Origin of the sequence: Aquabacter sediminis (assembly GCF_028863665.1) — a bacterium.
Taxonomy (GTDB): Bacteria; Pseudomonadota; Alphaproteobacteria; order Rhizobiales; family Xanthobacteraceae; genus L1I39.
This window is the reverse complement of sequence record NZ_JARBFX010000003.1, coordinates 79,195-97,979: the sequence shown is the minus strand read 5'-3', so window position 1 is coordinate 97,979 and position 18,785 is coordinate 79,195. Positions and strand designations below refer to the sequence as shown.

Annotated in this window: 15 protein-coding genes; 14 read left to right on the top strand and 1 reads right to left on the bottom strand. The window is 65.2% G+C overall.

Annotated features, from left to right (window positions below):
• Positions 1-238 precede the first annotated feature (238 nt).
• Positions 239-3,679 carry a DNA polymerase III subunit alpha gene (dnaE, locus tag PV781_RS06180; protein WP_274774761.1) on the top strand — a complete coding sequence of 1,147 codons (3,441 nt, stop codon included), beginning with the start codon at positions 239-241 and terminating at the stop codon, positions 3,677-3,679.
• A gap of 1 nt (position 3,680) precedes the next feature.
• Here the strand turns inward: dnaE and PV781_RS06175 are convergent, their stop codons facing one another.
• Positions 3,681-4,976: an FAD-binding oxidoreductase gene (locus PV781_RS06175; protein WP_274774760.1), complete on the bottom strand. Its 1,296-nt coding sequence runs from the start codon at positions 4,974-4,976 to the stop codon at positions 3,681-3,683.
• Positions 4,977-5,382: 406 nt separating this feature from the next.
• On the opposite strand from PV781_RS06175, the gene PV781_RS06170 reads away from it, so the two are divergent.
• From PV781_RS06170 to lpxA, 13 genes are all read left to right on the top strand, one after another.
• Positions 5,383-5,931, top strand: coding sequence for an arsenate reductase/protein-tyrosine-phosphatase family protein (locus tag PV781_RS06170; protein WP_274774759.1), 549 nt, complete (start codon positions 5,383-5,385; stop codon positions 5,929-5,931).
• A gap of 241 nt (positions 5,932-6,172) precedes the next feature.
• Complete coding sequence (locus tag PV781_RS06165) at positions 6,173-7,174, top strand: 30S ribosomal protein S2 (RefSeq protein ID WP_274774758.1); 1,002 nt, start codon at positions 6,173-6,175, stop codon at positions 7,172-7,174.
• Between the two features lie 103 nt (positions 7,175-7,277).
• Complete coding sequence (gene tsf, locus PV781_RS06160; protein WP_274774757.1) at positions 7,278-8,201, top strand: translation elongation factor Ts; 924 nt, start codon at positions 7,278-7,280, stop codon at positions 8,199-8,201.
• A 16-nt stretch (positions 8,202-8,217) separates the two neighbouring features.
• Entirely contained in the window at positions 8,218-8,934 is a 717-nt protein-coding gene (gene pyrH / locus PV781_RS06155) for a UMP kinase (protein WP_274774756.1), read from the top strand.
• Between the two features lie 195 nt (positions 8,935-9,129).
• Positions 9,130-9,693 (top strand): ribosome recycling factor, encoded by a 564-nt coding sequence (frr, locus tag PV781_RS06150; RefSeq protein WP_274774755.1) that lies wholly within the window; start codon positions 9,130-9,132, stop codon positions 9,691-9,693.
• Positions 9,694-9,734: 41 nt separating this feature from the next.
• Positions 9,735-10,505, top strand: a complete 771-nt coding sequence (locus tag PV781_RS06145) for an isoprenyl transferase (protein ID WP_274774754.1) — start codon at positions 9,735-9,737, stop codon at positions 10,503-10,505.
• Positions 10,502-11,311: a phosphatidate cytidylyltransferase gene (locus PV781_RS06140; RefSeq protein ID WP_274774753.1), complete on the top strand. Its 810-nt coding sequence runs from the start codon at positions 10,502-10,504 to the stop codon at positions 11,309-11,311. Before PV781_RS06145 ends, PV781_RS06140 begins: the two co-directional genes overlap by 4 nt.
• An 8-nt stretch (positions 11,312-11,319) precedes the next feature.
• Complete coding sequence (gene dxr / locus PV781_RS06135; protein WP_274774752.1) at positions 11,320-12,489, top strand: 1-deoxy-D-xylulose-5-phosphate reductoisomerase; 1,170 nt, start codon at positions 11,320-11,322, stop codon at positions 12,487-12,489.
• 76 nt (positions 12,490-12,565) lie between these two features.
• Positions 12,566-13,711, top strand: a complete 1,146-nt coding sequence (rseP, locus tag PV781_RS06130) for an RIP metalloprotease RseP (protein WP_274774751.1) — start codon at positions 12,566-12,568, stop codon at positions 13,709-13,711.
• Between the two features lie 184 nt (positions 13,712-13,895).
• Positions 13,896-16,322 carry an outer membrane protein assembly factor BamA gene (gene bamA / locus PV781_RS06125; RefSeq protein WP_425532365.1) on the top strand — a complete coding sequence of 809 codons (2,427 nt, stop codon included), beginning with the start codon at positions 13,896-13,898 and terminating at the stop codon, positions 16,320-16,322.
• Positions 16,323-16,421: 99 nt separating this feature from the next.
• Positions 16,422-17,489 (top strand): UDP-3-O-(3-hydroxymyristoyl)glucosamine N-acyltransferase, encoded by a 1,068-nt coding sequence (gene lpxD, locus PV781_RS06120; RefSeq protein ID WP_274774749.1) that lies wholly within the window; start codon positions 16,422-16,424, stop codon positions 17,487-17,489.
• Positions 17,486-17,977 carry a 3-hydroxyacyl-ACP dehydratase FabZ gene (gene fabZ, locus PV781_RS06115; RefSeq protein WP_274774748.1) on the top strand — a complete coding sequence of 164 codons (492 nt, stop codon included), beginning with the start codon at positions 17,486-17,488 and terminating at the stop codon, positions 17,975-17,977. The genes lpxD and fabZ overlap by 4 nt, the downstream gene beginning before the upstream one ends.
• A 1-nt stretch (position 17,978) precedes the next feature.
• Positions 17,979-18,785, top strand: a complete 807-nt coding sequence (gene lpxA / locus PV781_RS06110) for an acyl-ACP--UDP-N-acetylglucosamine O-acyltransferase (RefSeq protein ID WP_274774747.1) — start codon at positions 17,979-17,981, stop codon at positions 18,783-18,785.

Sequence of the window (18,785 nt, the reverse complement as noted above, 5' to 3'; positions counted from 1 at the left end):
GCCCAGAACAGGCCATGCAGCCGCCATTGCGGTGAATGGTGATGCGGCGTCAAGACAGTCATGTGGGCAGACGAAGGCAGGAGACGGGGCGCACGAGCGGACGTGTTTGGGTTTATCCCAGCCATCGCCAGGGCGGGACGATGCCTTGCCGTCACGGCTTTCGGAACGACTCGTTTTCCCGGGCGCATCGTCCATCTAAGATGGATTTCGAACTGTCTTTCTCCGTCCCCGAGACCCCATGCCCGATCCCGGCTTCGTCCACCTGCATCTTCATTCGGCCTATTCCCTGCTGGAGGGCGCGCTGACGTTCGGCAAGCTGGCGGACCTCGCGAAAGCCGATGCGCAGCCGGCCCTGGCCCTCACGGACACGGGGAACCTGTTCGGGGCGCTGGAATTTTCCGAGAAGATGTCAGGCGTCGGCATCCAGCCCATCCTGGGCGTGTCGCTGGCTGTGGATGTGGAGACGCCGCAGCAGCGCGGGTCCGTCCTGCCGGTGAAGAAGCCGCGCGTCGTGCTGCTGGCCGCCCGGGCGGAGGGCTGGCGGAACCTCATGACCTTGGTGTCCCGCTCCTATCTGGAGACGGCCAATGACGATGAACCGCGCATCCGGCTCGACTGGCTGGAGGACGCCAATGCCGGCCTTATCGCGCTCACGGGTGGCCCGTCGGGGCCGATCGACCGGGCCTTGGCCACCGGCCATGCGGACATTGCGGCGGAGCGGCTCGCCACGCTGACGCGCCTCTTCCCCGACCGCCTCTATGTGGAGGTGCAACGTCACGGCATGGCCGTGGAGCAGTTCGTGGAGCCGCAGCTCCTGGACCTCGCCTATGATCGCTCCCTCCCTCTGGTCGCGAGCAACGAACCCTTCTTCGCCGCCCAGTCGGACTACGAGGCCCATGATGCCCTCGTCTGCATCGCCGAGGGCCGCATGGTGTCGGAAGGCGATCGCCCGCGCCTGACGCCGGAGCACCGCTTCAAGACACGCGCCGAAATGCTCAGCCTGTTCGCCGATCTGCCCGAGGCGACGGCCAATTCGGTGGAGATCGCCCGCCGCTGCGCCCACCGGGTGCGCACCGCCAAGCCCATCCTGCCGCGCTTCACCACGGGGGAAGGGCAGGGGGACGATGCGCTCGCCGCCGAGGCGGCGGAGCTGGAGCGGCAGGCGAAGGAAGGCCTTGCCCAGCGCCTCGCCAAGCATGGCCCGGCCGAGGGGCTGGACACGCAGGTCTATGAGGAGCGCCTCGCCTACGAGATCTCCGTCATCACCAAGATGAAGTTCCCCGGCTACTTCCTCATCGTGTCGGACTTCATCAAATGGGCCAAGGCCCACGACATTCCGGTGGGACCGGGCCGTGGATCGGGCGCCGGTTCGCTGGTGGCCTATTCGCTCCAGATCACGGACCTCGACCCGCTGCGCTTTGGCCTGCTGTTCGAGCGCTTCTTGAACCCCGACCGCGTGTCCATGCCCGACTTCGACGTGGACTTCTGCCAGGACCGGCGCGACGAGGTGATCCAGTATGTGCAGCGCCGCTATGGGCGCTCACAGGTGGCGCAGATCATCACCTTCGGCACCCTCCAGGCGCGCGGCGTGCTGCGCGACGTGGGGCGGGTGCTGGAAATGCCCTATGGCCAGGTGGACAAGCTCTGCAAGCTGGTGCCGCAGAACCCCGCCGCCCCTGTCACCCTCAAGCAGGCCATCCATGACGAGCCCCGCCTCCAGGCGGCGCGCGAGGAAGAGGTGGTGGGCCGGGCCTTCGACATCGCCGTGAAGCTGGAGGGCCTCAACCGCCACGCCTCAACCCATGCGGCGGGCATCGTGATCGGCGACCGGCCGCTGCACCAGCTGGTGCCGCTCTATCGCGATCCCAAGTCCGACATGCCGGTCACCCAGTACAATATGAAATGGGTGGAGCAGGCGGGCCTTGTGAAGTTCGACTTCCTCGGCCTCAAGACGCTGACCACCATCACCACGGCAGTGCGCCTCATCCGTCAGCGGGGCATCGACCTGGATATCTCCAAGATCCCCCTGGACGATCCCAAGACCTACGCCATGCTGGCCCGCGGCGAGACGGTGGGTGTGTTCCAGGTGGAAAGCGCGGGCATGCGCCGCGCGCTCGTGGACATGAAGGCCGACCGTATCGAGGACCTGATCGCCCTCGTGGCGCTCTACCGTCCCGGCCCCATGGCCAACATCCCCGTCTATTGCGACTGCAAGCACGGCCGGGCGGAGCCTGACTATATCCACCCCAAGCTCGAGCCGTATCTGAAGGAAACCTTCGGCGTCATCATCTACCAGGAGCAGGTGATGCAGATCGCCCAGGCGCTTGCGGGCTATTCGCTTGGCGAAGCCGACCTGCTGCGCCGCGCCATGGGTAAGAAGATCCGCGCCGAGATGGAAAAGCAGCGCGCCCGCTTCGTGGACGGCGCCCAGGAGCGCGGCGTCCCGAAGGCGCAGGCGGACACCATCTTCGATCTGCTGGCCAAGTTCGCGGACTACGGCTTCAACAAATCCCATGCGGCCGCCTATGCGCTGGTGGCCTACCAGACCGCCTGGCTGAAGGCCAACTACGCCACCGAGTTCCTCGCCGCCTCCATGACCCTCGACATGGGCAATACGGACAAGCTGGCGGAATTCCGCCAGGAGTCACAGCGGCTCGGCATCGAAGTGGTGCCGCCTTCGGTGAACCTGTCCGCCCGTGAATTCCAGGTGGTGGACGGCAAGATCATCTATGCCATGGCCGCCATCAAAGGCGTTGGTGGCGCCGCGGTGGACGCCTTGGTGGCCGCCCGTGGTGGCCAGCCGTTCAAGGACCTGTCCGATTTCGCGGATCGCCTGCCGGTCAAGATGGTCAACAAGCGCACGCTGGAAAGCCTGGTGAATGCCGGCTGCTTCGACGTGCTGGAGAAGAATCGCGCCCGTGTCCTCGCCTCCCTCGAAGTGATCGTCGCCCATGCCGCCCGCGAGGAGCAGGGCAGGGCGTTGGGGCAGAACGACATGTTCGGCTCCGGCCCGGTGAAGGCGGCCTTGCCTCTGCCCCAGGCCGAGCCGTGGGAGCCGTCCGAGCGGCTGAAGCGCGAGCATGACGCCATCGGCTTCTTCCTCACCGGCCATCCGCTGGATGATTACGCCCCGGCGCTGAAGAAGATGCGGGTACAGTCCTTCGCCGATTTCTCCCGCGCCGTCCGCAATGGCGCGGCGGCCGGGCGGCTGGGCGCGACGGTGGTCTCGCGCCAGGAGCGACGCACCAAGTCGGGCACGCGCATGGGCATTGTGGGTCTCTCAGACCCCTCCGGCCATTTCGAGGCGGTGATCTTCTCGGAGGGCCTTGCGCATTATCGCGACCTGCTGGAGCCGGGAACGCCGCTCCTGCTGATGGTGGGCGCGGAGCTTCAGGGCGAGGATGTGCGGGTGCGCATCCAGACCTGCGAGCGGCTCGACGCTGTGACCGCCCGCGCCAATCGCAGCCTGCGCATCTTCGTGAAGTCGCCGGAGCCGCTTGACGGCATCGCTCGGCGCCTGTCGGACGGCAAGGGGGACGGGGAGATCAGCCTCGTTCTGCTCATGGAGGAGAGCAAGGCCGAAGTGGAGATACGCCTGGAAGGCCGCTATCCCGTCTCGCCGCAAATAGCTGGCGCGCTCAAGTCCATTCCCGGCGTGGTGGCGGTGGAAGCGGCCTGACCTATGCGGGCAAGGGGCGTATGGATTGGGGATAACGGAACACGTCGTCCGGGTCCGTCTGTGCCTTGATGCGGCGAAGGCGCTCCAGATTTGAGCCGTAATAATGCTGACCGGAATTGGCGAGCCGGGGATCCGGGAAGTTCTGGAACGCTCCTTCGCTGCAGAAGGGCAGCATGGTCTCGTAGAGTTCGTCCAGCCAGTCTTGAGTCCGCGCCACGATGGGAGCGGATTCCTCCTCCTCCCAATAGGCCGCGGCGGCCAGCAGCCACAGGCTGTCCCGATGAACGAAGGCTGTTCGGTCGGGCGGCACCTGATTCATGGCGCCTCCGCACTGAAAGAGCTTCAGCGTGCCGCTGCCGTGAATGCCGGGGTGCTGGCGCACCAGCCGGAAGGCCGTCTCAAGTGCCGGGCCGGTAAAGGACGCGGAGACGAAGCGGGAGCGCTCGCGGAACGATTCATACTGGGTGAACTCGGTCAGTGCCGTCTGCCCCTCCCAGTATGGCAAGGTCCGGATATCGGACTTGGAGGGGGTGGCCAGCTTCATTGCCGGTGCCAGCAGGTCCATCAAAGTGTCGGGCGCGCCGATCCACTGGCCGAGCACGGCAAGTTGTGGCGGCGCACCTCCATTGCCGCGAGGCGCGGTGATGGCGACCCGCGTCCCCAGGCCGTCGGGCGCGCGCTCGAAGGCCGGGATGAGGCGTTCGGCCACCTCATCCGCGCGCTCGGTCCAGATCAGATTGAAGGCCGTGCAGCGATCGACCGGAAAGGTGGCCAGTTCGAACTCGGTATGGATGCCGAAATTGCCGCCGGCCCCGCCCCGGCAGGCCCAGAACAGGTCGGCATTCTCCCTTTCGCTCAGATGCAGAAGTCGGCCGCCCGCGTCCACCATGCCCGTGGACCGGAGAAGGTCCGCGCCAACCCCATGCTCGCGCATGTCGAAGCCGAATCCGCCGCCGAGCAGAAAGCCCGCCAGTCCAACCGTGGCGCAGCGGCCATGGACGATGGATCGGCCCAGCTTCGACATGGCGTCCTGGATATGGGCATTGCGTGCACCGGCCTGCGCCACCATGCGGCCCGTCGCGGCATCATAGGTGATGCGCTTCATGTCGCCGGTGTCGATCTGAAGCCCTGGCGTGGTGGAATAGCCCGCATAATTGTGGCCTCCGCCCCGGGCGACAAAGGGCATGCCCTCGTCTCGGCACCAGGTTATGGCGGCCGCCACATCCTCGGCGCGGGCGCATCTGGCGATGGCTGCGGGCAGGCGGTCCGCATAGATCAGGTTTGCAGGACGCGCCATTTCGGCAAAGCCGGAGTCCCCCGGCCGCACCAGGCGGCCGGTGAGTCGTGCCTCCAACTCGCGCCAGGCTGTTTCGCTGACCTTTAATCCCTGGAGCGCACGGACCGGCTGGCCGGTTGCGACGAGAAGTCCGAGGGCGGCACCGCCTCGGAGGAAGCGACGGCGCGAGAGACCGGCCGGCCTCGGCACGGGCGCGCTCGAGTCCTCCGTTTGAAGGGCGCGTTGCAGCAACATGATGGCAGATCCAGGATCGGGGAGCGGGATGATGTCTGCCCATCCTGGGCTTTGCAATAAGCCAGCGCCGGCAGTTTGGTACCAACACGGCGCCGCGCGCCCCCACCGACATTCGTCGTCGCACCGTCAATGAGGCGCGGTACCAAACTGCGGCCTATCAAGGGAGGGGACGATGCGTGCTGCCTGGGCAAGTCTTGGAGTGATGGTCCTTGTCAGTCTGGCACATGGCGCAGCTTCAGCGGCGCCGCTGAAGGTCGCCTTCGTGGATACCGGAAACACTGGGCGGAGCATCACAGCGGAGACGATCGCACGTATCTTTGCCTTGTCCCACAATGTGGATGCTCGTTTCATCTCGCGGGGAACCGACGTCAATCCGTACGAAACAAAGGTCGAAATGAACGCGCAGGTTCTATGGTCGCAGAAGGGGGTTGATTTATCCGGGCACGAGGCGCAGCAAATCAACGAAAGAGACGTAAGGCGCTCGGATCTAATACTAACCCTGACTCAGCGTCATAAGGAAATTATTTTAGAAAAATACAAGGATTCGGCCGGAAAAACTTTCACGCTGGGCGAGTATGTGGGCGTCGGCGCTGGAGATGTAGAGGACGCGTGGGGTAAACCCATGGACGTTTATGTCCAGATGTTCGCCCAATTGAACAGGCTGGTTCCCACCGCAATCGAAAAGGCCGCGGCGGCACAGGCGAGTGCTCCGGCCAAGTGAGGAAGAAGGTTGAGGGATGGCGCGGGCCGAGGCCGCAGCGGGCATTCCGTGTGCCCCTCCTGGCAAGGTGAAATTGAAATTGGTCGTTGGCAGGAATGCCTGCGGCCTTGCCTCTTTGAAGGGCTTCGCCTATAAGCCGCGCCATTCCGCACGCGGACATCGGCCGAACTCGGCCATCCGGTGCCCTCGGTCATGTCTGATCGAAGGTACGTCCGCGGAGGCTCAACCGGAGATTACCAAAGTGGCGCTTCCCGATTATTCGATGCGTCAGCTGCTCGAAGCTGGCGTTCATTTCGGCCATCAGTCCCATCGCTGGAACCCCAAGATGTCGCAGTACATCTTCGGCGTCCGCAACAACATCCACATCATCGACCTGTCGCAGACCGTGCCCGCGCTTCATCGTGCGCTGCAGGCCGTGTCCGACACGGTGGCCAATGGCGGCCGCGTGCTGTTCGTCGGCACCAAGCGCCAGGCAGCGGACCAGGTGGCCGATGCCGCCCGTCGTTCCGCGCAGTATTACGTGAATTCCCGCTGGCTGGGCGGCATGCTCACCAACTGGAAGACCATCTCTCACTCCATCCAGCGCCTCAAGAAGCTGGAAGAGATGCTCTCCGGCCCCGAGCAGGGCTCCGGCTACACCAAGAAGGAGCGCCTGACGCTCTCCCGTGAAAAGGAGAAGCTGGAGCGTGCTCTCGGCGGTATCCGTGACATGGGCGGCCTGCCCGACCTGTTGTTCGTGATCGACACGAACAAGGAAGACATCGCGGTGAAGGAAGCGCAGCGCCTGGGCATTCCGGTGGCGGCTATCCTCGACACCAATTGCGATCCCGACGGCATCGCCTATCCCGTCCCCGGCAATGACGACGCCGGCCGCGCCATCCAGCTCTATTGCGACCTGGTTGCCCGCGCTGCCATCGACGGCATCTCCCGTGGCGCTGGCGAGTTCGCTGACCTCGGCGAGGCCGAGGCGCCCATGCTGGACGACGTGCCCGCCGAAACCAGCATCTGGTCTTCGTTCGAGCCCCTGTCCGGCCCGCGCGGCGTCGCCGACGACCTGAAGAAGCTGACGGGCGTGAGCCCCGAGATCGAGCAGAAGCTCAACGATCTCGGCGTGTTCCACTTCAGCCAGCTGGCGGCGCTCGACGCCCACGATGCCCAGGTGATCGGCGAGGAAGTCGGTCTGCCCGGTCGCGTGGATGGCTGGGTCGCCCAGGCCAAGGAGTTCTCCGCCGAGGTCGAGTGATCTTTCGGTGCGGAGTTGAACTGAAGAGGGGCCACCAGGCTCCGGCGGCCGGCTCGGGATGCCCCCTTGCCGGCCGTGGTGTGAGAAGAAGAGGAAGCTGAGCATGGCCGCGATCACTGCAGGACTGGTGAAGGAACTGCGCGACAAGACCGGCGCCGGCATGATGGACTGCAAGGCCGCGCTCACCGAGACCGACGGCGACATCGAAGCCGCTGTGGACTGGCTGCGTAAGAAGGGCCTCGCCAAGGCCGCCAAGAAGGCCGGCCGTGTGGCCGCCGAGGGCCTCGTGGCCGTGGAATCGTCCGGCCACTACGCTGCCGCCGTCGAGGTGAATGCGGAAACCGACTTCGTCGCCCGCAATGCGGACTTCCAGGCGTTCGTGCGCGAGGCCGCCAAGGTTGCCATCAACACCGACGGCACCGTGGAAGCGCTCGCCGCTGCCAAGTTCCCGGGCGAGACGGTGACCGTCGCCGACAAGCTGCAGAGCCTGATCGCCACCATCGGCGAGAACATGACCCTTCGCCGCTCGGTGAAGCTGCAGGTCGAGAAGGGCATCGTTGCCACCTACGTGCACGGCGCCGTGACTGAGGGGCAGGGCCGCATCGGCGTGCTCGTCGCGCTTGAGTCGGCGGGCGACGTGGAGAAGCTCTCCGTGCTCGGCCGCCAGATCGCCATGCACGTGGCCGCGCTGAACCCGCTGGCGCTTGATGCCTCCGGCATCGACCCGGCGACCGTTGCCCGCGAGAAGGCCATCCTCCTCGAGAAGCACCAGGGCAAGCCCGCCAATGTGCAGGACAAGATCGCCGAGAGCGGCATGAAGTCCTTCTTCAAGGAAAATACCCTCCTTGATCAGGCCTTTGTGCATGACGGCTCCAAGTCCGTGGCGCAGGTCCTGAAGGAGAATGAAGGCTCGGTCGGCGCCCCGATCGCCCTCAAGGGCTTCGTGCGCTATGCCCTCGGCGAGGGCATCGAGAAGGAAGAGACCGATTTCGCGGCGGAAGTGGCCGCCGCGGCGGGCCAGTCCTGAACCGGGAGGGAGGGGCGTGACCGACCTTCCCTATCCCCGCGTCCTCATCAAGGTCTCCGGAGAGGCCTTGATGGGACCGGAGCCGTTCGGGCTCCATCCCCCCACCGTCACGCGCATCGCCCGTGACCTCGTGGCCGTGCGTGCGCTCGGCTGCGAAGTGGCGGTGGTCGTCGGCGGCGGCAACATCCTGCGTGGCGCGCGGGTGGCGGGCGAGGATCTCGACCGCTCCACCGCCGATCACATGGGCATGCTTGCCACCGTCATGAACTGCCTCGCCTTGGAGCAGGCGGTCGAGGCGGCGGGCGAGCCGGCGCGCACAATGTCGGCCATTCCCATGCCGACCGTGTGCGAGCCCTATGCGCGCCAGCCGGCCATGCGGCATCTGCGGCGCGGCCGCATCGTGCTACTGGCGGGTGGAACGGGCAATCCCTACTTCACCACCGACACTGGCGCTGCCTTGCGTGCTGCGGAGTTGGATTGCGACGCCGTGCTGAAGGCGACCAACGTGGACGGCGTCTATACCGCCGACCCGAAGCTCGACCCGAACGCGCAGCGCTATGAACGCCTCACCCATGACGAGGCGCTTGCCCATGATCTCAAGGTCATGGATGCCGCGGCCTTCGCGCTTGCCCGCGAGGCGGCCTTGCCGATAATCGTCTTCTCCATCCGCGAGCCAGGCGCCATCGTCTCGGCGGCGCGGGGCGAGGGACGTGTGACCGTGGTCGCGCCCTAGAAACTGTGTTCCGGCCGTGGTGTGTTCACCCGGCCGGCGCAGCCTTTGGCGCAGCGGTCGCGACGGATTGGACATTCCAGCCTTCTTTCCTCCCACCCTGTCGCAACGTGCGGGCTTCCAGTTCGCACTTGGCACGGTGAAAAGAGGCGGAAGGCGGCGGCCCGAGCGCCGCAGCAGATAAAACAGAGGTATGCCATGAGCAGCGGGCCCTTCGACATCGCCGACCTGAAGCGCCGGATGCAGGGTGCGATCTCCGTGCTGAAGCAGGAACTCGGTGGCCTGCGCACCGGCCGCGCCAGCGCCAGCCTGCTGGAGCCCATCCAGATCGATGCCTATGGCGCTCATATGCCTCTCAACCAGGTAGCCACCGTCTCGGTGCCCGAGCCTCGCATGCTCTCCGTGCAGGTGTGGGACCGCTCCATGGTGAGCGCGGTTGAGAAGGCCATCATCAATTCCAACCTGGGCCTCACGCCGGCAACCGAAGGCCAGGTGCTGCGCATTCGCATTCCGGAGCTCAACCAGGAGCGCCGCCAGGAGATGGTCAAGGTCGCGCACAAATATGCCGAGGCGGCCCGCGTCTCTGTACGCCATGTGCGCCGTGACGGCATGGACCACCTGAAGAAGCTTGAGAAGGACAGCGAGATCAGCGCCGATGATCTCGAGCGCCAGTCCGCCCAGGTGCAGAAGGCCACCGACGAGGCCATTGCCGAGGTGGACCAGGTCTTGCAGCAAAAGGAAAAGGAAATCCTCTCCGTTTGAGGATGGCCCGGTTGCGGATGGGCAAGACAGGGGGCGGGCCGATGTCCACGCGCGAGGGCGCCGACAGCTCTGAGACGAAGGCGCAGGCCGGCGTCCCGGTGCATGTGGGCGTCATCATGGACGGCAATGGCCGCTGGGCGACCTCCCGCAACCTGCCGCGGTTCGAGGGGCATCGGCGCGGCGTGGAGGCGTTGCGGCGGTGCGTGCGCGCCGCGCGCGAGATGGGCATCCGCTTCCTCACCATCTACAGTTTTTCCAGCGAGAACTGGGCACGACCGGCGAGCGAGGTCTCCGACCTGCTCGGCCTGCTGAAGCGGTTCGTCCGCCACGATCTCGCCGAGCTGCACGCGGCCCATGTGCGGGTGCGGATCATCGGCGAACGGGCCAGCTTGCCGAAGGACATCGTGCATCTGTTGGATGAGGCGGAAGCACTCACAAAGGACAATGGTGGCCTCACACTGATCGTCGCCTTCAACTATGGCGGCCGGCAGGAGATCGCAGCCGCTGCCCGGCGCATCGCCGAGGACGTGCTCGCCGGAAAGCTGCGTCCGGAACAGGTCACGGCGGATCTGGTGGGCCGTCACCTCGACACTGCGGACATTCCCGACCCCGATCTGATCGTGCGGACCAGCGGCGAGCAACGCCTTTCCAATTTCCTGTTGTGGCAGGCGGCTTATTCCGAACTTGTGTTCCTGCCCATCTACTGGCCGGATTTTGATCGGGCTTCGCTTGAGCAGGCGATCGAGGAGTTCGCCCGTCGGGATCGGCGTTTCGGCGGGGTCACCGCGCGCACCGGCAGCGCGCGCTCGTGAGCGGCAATCCCGATCTTAAGCAGCGCACCTTGTCGGCGCTGATCCTGGCGCCGGTGGTGCTGGGTGTGACCTATTTGGGGGGCTATGTTTTCGTAGCGCTCTGGCTCTGCGCCGGCATCAGCGTGGCCTATGAATGGGGGAAGGTGGCCGGCATCGCCCCTCGCTTTCCCTATTTGGGGGTAGCGGCGGCGACGCTTTGCGCCGCCGTGGCGTGCCTGTTGTTCGCGCAAAGCCTGTTTGCCCTTCCGCTTCTTCTTGCGGGGGCGCTCTTATGCGCGTCTTTCGGCCGGCCGGCGGGGTGGTCGGCGGCGGGCGTTTTGTGCGCGGCGACGGTGTGCCTGCCGCTGATCCTGTTGCGGGGGGATGACCGGCTGGGGCTTTCCGCCGTGCTGTTCCTCTATGCGGTGGTTTGGGGCACGGACATCGGCGCCTATTTTACCGGCCGCGCCTTGGGTGGACCCAAGCTCGCCCCCCGCCTGTCCCCCAACAAGACTTGGTCCGGCGCCATTGGTGGTGCAGTGATCGGCACGGCGGCCGGCTGTGGCCTCCTGGCCCTGAGCGGCCTTTATTTGGTGCCCGCCTTGCTGGTGCTCGGCGCTTTCATCTCCCTTGCCTCCCAGATGGGCGACCTCGCGGAATCGGCCTTCAAGCGCGCCTTCGGCGTGAAGGATACGAGCCGGCTGATTCCAGGTCATGGAGGTGTGCTGGATCGGGTGGACGGCTTCATGGCCGCTGCCCTTCTCGCCTTCCTGATCGGCTTCGCGCACAGTCCTGCCTCTCCCGCCGCCGGTCTGCTGTTGTGGTAGAGAGAGACATGCAGAGCATTTCCATTCTCGGCGCGACCGGGTCGGTGGGCCGCAGCACGCTGAAGGTGCTTGAAGAGGCGGGCAGTCGCTTCAAGGTGGAGGCGGTGGTTGGGGGGCGTGACGCCGATGCCCTCGCAGAGGTGGCCCGCGCTTGCGGCGCGAGGTTCGCTGTGGTGGCCGATGCGGCAGCGGGCCGGCGGCTGGCCGACCTCCTGTCCGGCTCGGGAATCGCCTGCGGATCAGGCCAGGCGGCGGTGCTCGAGGCCGCCCGGCATCCCGCGGACCTGGTGGTGGCGGCCATATCTGGCGTTGCGGGGCTTGCTCCGACCGTGGCGGCCTTCGGGCCGGGCCGGCGGGTGGCGGTGGCCAACAAGGAATGCCTCGTGGCGGCCGGCGCCTTCTTCATGGCCGAAGCCGCTCGGACGGGCACCACGCTTCTGCCCATGGACAGCGAGCACAATGCGGTGTTCCAGGCTCTGGCGGCCGGCCGCGTGGCGGACGTGGAACGTGTGACCCTGACGGCCTCCGGCGGCCCATTCCGACGTGCGAGCCGTGAGGAGATGGCTCGCGCAACCGCTGCGGATGCGCTGAAGCATCCCAACTGGTCCATGGGCGCCAAGATCACGATCGATTCTGCGACCTTGATGAACAAGGGCCTCGAACTGATCGAGGCGCATCATCTGTTTTCATTGGCGCCCGACCAGCTCGAAACCGTGGTTCATCCGGAATCGGTGGTGCACGCCCTCGTCGCGTTCCGCGACGGGTCGGTGGTGGCTGGGCTCGGCATGCCGGACATGCGGGTTCCAATTGCCCATTGCCTCGGGTTCCCGGACCGCCTCGACACGTCATGCCGGCGCCTGGATCTGCCGCGCCTCGGCGCGCTGACGTTCGAGGCTCCCGATCTCGTCCGTTTCCCCGCCTTGCGCCTCGCCATCGAGGCGATGACGGCTGGAGGAGGGGCAACAACCGTTCTCAATGGCGCCAATGAGGTTGCGGTCGCGGCGTTCCTTGAAGGCCGAATCGGGGTCTTCGGCATCGCTGATGTGGTCGAGGAGACGTTGTGCCGTCTGCCCGGCGGCCCGGCGCCGGAATCGGTGCAGGCGGCCCTTGCCCTTGACGGCGAGGCGCGCGCGATTGCCGCTTCACTCTTGCCTAAGTTTGCCGCAAAGGCATCCTAAGAGCTGTGTTCTTCCTGCATTTGCCGGACGATGTCCGGCGGTCAAGAAATGACGCAGCGTTATCGAGGAACGGACGATGGATGTTTTGACCGGCATGGGTTCACTGGGGTCCTCGATCATCGGTTATATCGTACCGTTCCTGTTTGTTCTCACCCTGGTGGTGTTTTTTCACGAGTTGGGTCACTTCTGGGTCGCCCGCCGGGCAGGCGTCCGGGTGCTGACCTTCTCCCTCGGCTTCGGGCCAGAGATTGCGGGCTTCACTGATCGCCATGGCACGCGCTGGCGGCTGGCGGCGGTGCCGCTCGGTGGCTATGTGCGCTTCTTCGGCGACGAGGATGCGGCCAGCACCCCCGATGAGCGCAAGCTCAGCCAGATGAGTGCGGCGGAGCGCCGGGAGAGCTTCTTCTACCAGCCTCTGCGGTGGCGCGCGGCCATTGTGGCGGCGGGCCCGATCGCCAACTTCATCCTGGCGATCGTGATCTTTGCCCTTGTCTTCATGACCTTCGGCCGACAGGTCACCCAGCCGCGTGTCGACCAGATCACGCCGGCCAGCGCGGCCGAGCGCGCGGGGTTCCAGACCGGCGATCTCATCCTGTCCATTGATGGCAAGCCCATCGAGAGCTTCTCCGACATGCAGCGCGTGGTGGGCGCCAGCGCCGGCCAACAGCTCACCTTCGTGGTGGACCGGGGCGGCGCGGACGTGACCCTCACTGCGATTCCCGAGCTGAAGGAGATGAAGGACAGCTTCGGCAACGTCCATCGCCTCGGCCTTCTGGGGATCTCCCGCTCTCTGGCGGCCGCCGACGTGACCACCCGTCGCTACGGCCCGGTGGAAGCGGTGGGCATGGGGGCACAGGAAACCTGGTTCGTCGTTACCCGCACCTTCGACTATCTGGGCGGGGTGATTTCAGGGCGCGAATCCACCGATCAGCTGGGCGGCCCCATCCGCATCGCGCAGGTATCGGGGCAGGTAGCGACTCATGGAATCGGGGCGCTCCTCTCCCTGGCTGCGGTGCTGTCTGTCTCCATCGGTCTTCTTAACCTGTTTCCCATCCCCCTCTTGGATGGCGGGCATCTCCTGTTCTACGCTGTGGAGGCCGTGCGGGGTCGCCCGCTCAGCCCGCGGACGCAGGACATCGGGTTCCGCATCGGCCTTGCCATCGTGCTGATGCTGATGGTCTTCGCGACCTGGAACGATGTGCTGCATCTGGCGGCGATGTAAGATTTAATTCAGCATGGTCGAAGGGCGTCGTGGCGTCTGAGCCACGGTGATGGGAAAACCGGAAGCCACTGGTGTGTCAGGCGTTTGCAGCGCGGTTAAAAGCCTGTACAAGCGCGACGAAGGTCAGAATCCGGACGCTCCGGCGCCCGGGCTCTTGGACAACGAAATCGAGGTTGCGTGCCATATGACTGCTCCGATGCGGGTTCTCGTGAAGCTGGCCGCCACCCTGGGCATCGCGCTCTCCATCGCGACGACCACGACGGCGACTGTTTCACTCCTTTCGGCGAGCCCTGCGGCTGCGCAGTCCTCCAGCTCCATCGTGGTTGAGGGAAATCGGAGGGTGGATGCAGCCACCATCCGATCTTACTTCGGCACCGGTCCGCTGACGCCGGCCAAGATCAATGAAGGGCTCGCGGCGCTTTACGCCACCGGGCTTTTCTCGGATGTGAACGTCTCCCAGCAGGGCGGTCGCCTTGTGGTGCGCGTCTCCGAGAATGAGGTGATCAACCGGATCGCCTTCGAAGGAAACAAGAAGATCAAGGACGACGTGCTCCTGGGCGAGATCCAGTCGAAGCCGCGCGGGACCTTGTCCAAGGCCACTGTCCAAGCCGATACCCAGCGCATTCTCGAGGTCTATCGCCGGTCGGGCCGCAATGACGTGCGCGTCAACCCGGTGACGATCGATCGCGGCAATGGCCGCGTTGACTTGGTGTTCGAGATCACCGAGGGCGAGAAGGTTGGCGTCAAGGACATCAAGTTCGTCGGCAACAAGGCGTTCTCGGACTTCAAGCTGAAGGACGTGATCTCGACCTCGACCACGAACTGGCTGTCGTTCCTGAAGTCCACGGACGTCTATGATCCCGATCGCATCAATGCCGATCAGGAGATGCTGCGTCGCTTCTACCTCAAGAACGGCTATGCCGACTTCCGCATCCTGTCGGCCTCAGCTGAGCTGGAGCCGGATGGCAAGGCGTTCACGATCACCTTCGTTCTGGACGAGGGGAGCCAGTATCGGTTCGGCAAGGTGGATGTGGTGTCCAACATCCGCGACGTGCCTGCCGCCAACCTGCGCAATGCGCTGCGGGTGGCCGATGGCCAGATCTACAACGCCGAGCTCGTCGAGAAGTCGGTTGAGAACATCACCATCGAGGTCTCCAAGAGCGGCTATGCCTTTGCCCAGGTTCGCCCGCGCGGCGACCGCGACTTCGAGGCCAAGAAGATCAACGTGGTCTTCGTCGTCGAGGAAGGACCGCGCGTCTACATCGAGCGCATCGAGATCCGCGGCAACACCCGCACCCGTGACTGGGTTGTCCGGCGCGAGTTCGATATCGGCGAAGGCGATGCCTACAACCGCGTGATGGTGGACCGGGCCGAGCGCCGCCTGCGCAACCTCGGCTACTTCAAGACCGTCAAGATCACCACCGAGCCCGGCTCCGCCCCGGACCGCGTGATCCTGGTGGTGGACGTGGAAGACCAGCCCACGGGTGAGTTCTCGGTCTCCGGCGGCTACTCCACCTCGGACGGCTTCATCGGCGAAGTCTCGCTGGGTGAGAAGAACTTCCTCGGTCGCGGCCAGTATGTGCGCATCGCCGGCTCCCTCGGCCAGTATGCCCAGGGCGCTGAGTTCTCCTTCACCGAACCCTATTTCATGGGCTATCGCCTGGCCGCGGGCTTCGACCTCTACTGGAAGGAGACGAGCCCCACGAGCTACACCTCGTACGGCTCTGAGACGATTGGCGGTGGCATCCGCTTCGGCCTCCCGATCACCGACGAAGTGACGCTGGCCCTGCGTTACAACCTCTATTCGCGCTCGCTGAACCTGGGCTGCGACGACTATGTCGGCGCAATCTACGGGGCCACCATCTACGCGGTGTGCGCCGGCCAGGCCTCTTGGGCGATCATCGAGGCAGTGGCTCAGGGCACCACGATCACCTCCGTTGCGGGCTACACCCTGTCGTTCAATACGCTCGACAGCAACATCAACCCGACCAGCGGCGTCTATGCCGAACTCAAGCAGGACTTCGCCGGCCTCGGCGGTGACGTGAACTTCATCCGCACCACCGGCGACATCCGCTACTATTATCCGCTGATCAATGACTGGATCCTCATCCTGCGCGCTCAGGGTGGTTATGTCTCCGCTTGGGGCAATAACGACCTCCTGATCATGGATAACTTCTTCAAGGGTCCTGAACTGGTCCGCGGCTTCGCGCCGTCCGGCATCGGTCCGCGCGATATCGCTTCTCTTCAGCTCGACTCCCTGGGCGGTACGGCCTACTGGGGCACGTCTGCGGAAGTGCAGTTCCCGCTCGCTTTCCTGCCGAAGGACGTGGGCATGAAGGGCGCCTTGTTCTTCGATGTGGGATCGCTGTTCGACTATACGGGCTCGACGACTTTCGCGGGTGCGCCGGTCTACACCTGCCCGTCGGGGTCGAAGAATGCCACCGGCTCTGTCTGCGTCGCCGACGACAATGGCGTGCGGTCGTCCGTGGGCGCGAGCTTGATCTGGCAGTCGCCGTTCGGTCCGCTGCGCTTCGACTATGCCTATGTCCTCTCGCAGGCCCAGTACGACCAGACGCAGGCATTCCGCTTCTCGGGCGGCACCCGCTTCTGATTTTCAGGTCCCGGAGATCGGGCGCCGGCGTGCATTGCGCCCGGCGCCCGTTTCACGTTTGAGCATCGCCCGTCGATGCAGTCGAAAAGCGAAATCCTCATGAGCGATCCCACCTTCTTCCCCCTGCCAGCGCCACTGGGCCTGGATGAGGTGATCACCCTCAGCGGTGCGCGCCTGATGGGGGAGCGGCCGGAGAAGGCAGTGGCGATCACGGGTGTCTCCACACTGGGGGACGCAGGTGCCAGTGACCTCGTTTTCTTCGACGCGCCGCGCTACCTGCCAGATTTCCAGCGCACCCGTGCTGGCATCTGCATCACAACCGAAAAGTTCGCCGCAAACGCGCCGGAGGGGGTGGTGATCCTGGTTTCGCCACGCCCGGCCCAAGCGTTCGTGACGGTGACGCGCCAGATGTTCCCCAAGGCCCTCCGGCCGCAGCCGGTCTTTGACCATTCCGGCATCGCGCCCGGCGCCTTCATCCATCCCACGGCCCGGCTGGAGGATGGCGTGACGGTGGATCCCGGTTCCGTGATCGGGCCGGGGGTCGAGATCGGCGCGGGAAGCGTCGTCTGTGCCAATGCGGTGCTGGGGGCCGGGGTGCGCATCGGCAGGGATAGTGCCATCGGGGCCGGCGCGTCGCTGATCCATGCGCTGGTGGGCAATCGGGTCATCATCCATCCGGGCGTGCGCATCGGCCAGGACGGGTTCGGATTCCAACCAAGTCCGCGGGGTCACCTGAAGGTGCCCCAGATCGGACGTGTGGTTGTGCAGGACGATGTGGAGATCGGCGCCGGGACGACGATTGATCGGGGCGCGTTGCGAGATACCGTCATCGGCGAGGGAACAAAGATCGATAATCTCGTGCAGATCGCCCACAATGTGGTGATCGGTCGCCACTGCATCGTCGTATCGCAGACCGGCATCTCCGGGAGCGCGACGCTTGGCGACTTCGTGATGTTAGGGGGGCAGGTCGGTGTGATCGGGCATGTCACCATCGGGGACGGCGCCCAGATTGCTGCGTCCAGCAATGTGAAGGACGACGTCCCTGCCGGCGTGCGGTGGGGTGGCTCGCCAGCCAAGCCGGTGCGGGAATGGTTCCGGGAGATCGCGACACTGAAGAAGCTCGCGGAGGCGGGCGCCAGGCGGGCAGGGGAGGATAGCGGGTTATGAGCGAGGCACAGGTGTCACATGCAGCCGATGGCCCCAAGAGCTTGGGGACTGCCGGAATCCAGAAGATCATGGCCTGCCTGCCGCACCGTTATCCCTTCCTCCTGGTGGATCGCATCGACCGGATCGACGGCGACCAGTCGTGCATCGGCTACAAGAACGTCACCGCCAACGAGCCGCAATTCCAGGGCCATTTCCCGGGCAATCCGGTGTTTCCCGGTGTTCTCATCATTGAAGGCATGGCGCAGACGGCGGGAGTCATCTGCATTCTCTCCCACGGCGAACCCGGCCCCGGCTTTGCGCCATTGGTCTACTTCATGACCATCGACGAGACGAAGTTCCGTCGCCCGGTCGGGCCGGGGGATGTTCTGGAGTACCACATGACCAAAGTGGCTCACCGCCGCAACATGTGGTGGTATCGCGGCGAAGCCCGGGTGGCGGGCGAACTGGTGGCCGAGGCAAAGCTCGGTGCCATGATTTCGGGACTTTGACGTGCCCATCATTGATTCAACGGCTCGCGTCTCCGATGGCGCCAACATTGCCGATGACGCGGTCATCGGTCCCTTCTGCATTGTCGGTCCTGATGTGACCCTCCATTCTGGCGTACGGCTGCGCTCGCATGTGAATGTGGAGGGTCTCACGACCATCGGCGCACGCACGGAGGTCTTTCCCTTCGCCTCGCTCGGCACCGCGCCGCAGTCCGTTCACTATAAGGGAGAGCGCACCGAGCTGGTCATCGGCATGGATTGCGTCATCCGCGAGCATGCGACAGCCAATATCGGCACTGCGGGTGGTCATGGCATCACGCGCATCGGCGACCGCTGCATGATGATGACGGGCTCTCATGTGGGCCATGACTGCAAGGTGGGCGACAACGTCATTTTCGCCAACAATGCCGTGTTGGGCGGCCATGTGGAGGTGGGTGACTTCGTCTTCCTCGGTGGCCAGTGCGCGGTGCACCAGTTCACCCGGATCGGGGCGCAAGCCATGATCAGCGGCCTGACCGGCGTGCGAGAGGACGTGATCCCGTTTGGCTACGCGCTCGGCCAAGCGGCCCGGCTGGTGGGCTTGAACACCATCGGCATGAAGCGGCGCGGCTATGTCAAATCCGACCTTCACGCCGCGCGTGCAGCCTACCGCGATCTATTCTTCGGCGAGGGGGTGTTTGCAGAGCGCCTCGCACGGCTGCGGGAGCAGGCCGAGCGCTCTTCCTTCGCGGCAGTGATCGTGGAATTCGTGGATGCCGGCGGCAATCGGGCGCTGTGCCAGCCGTCGCGGAGCGTGGTGTCCGAGGAGTGA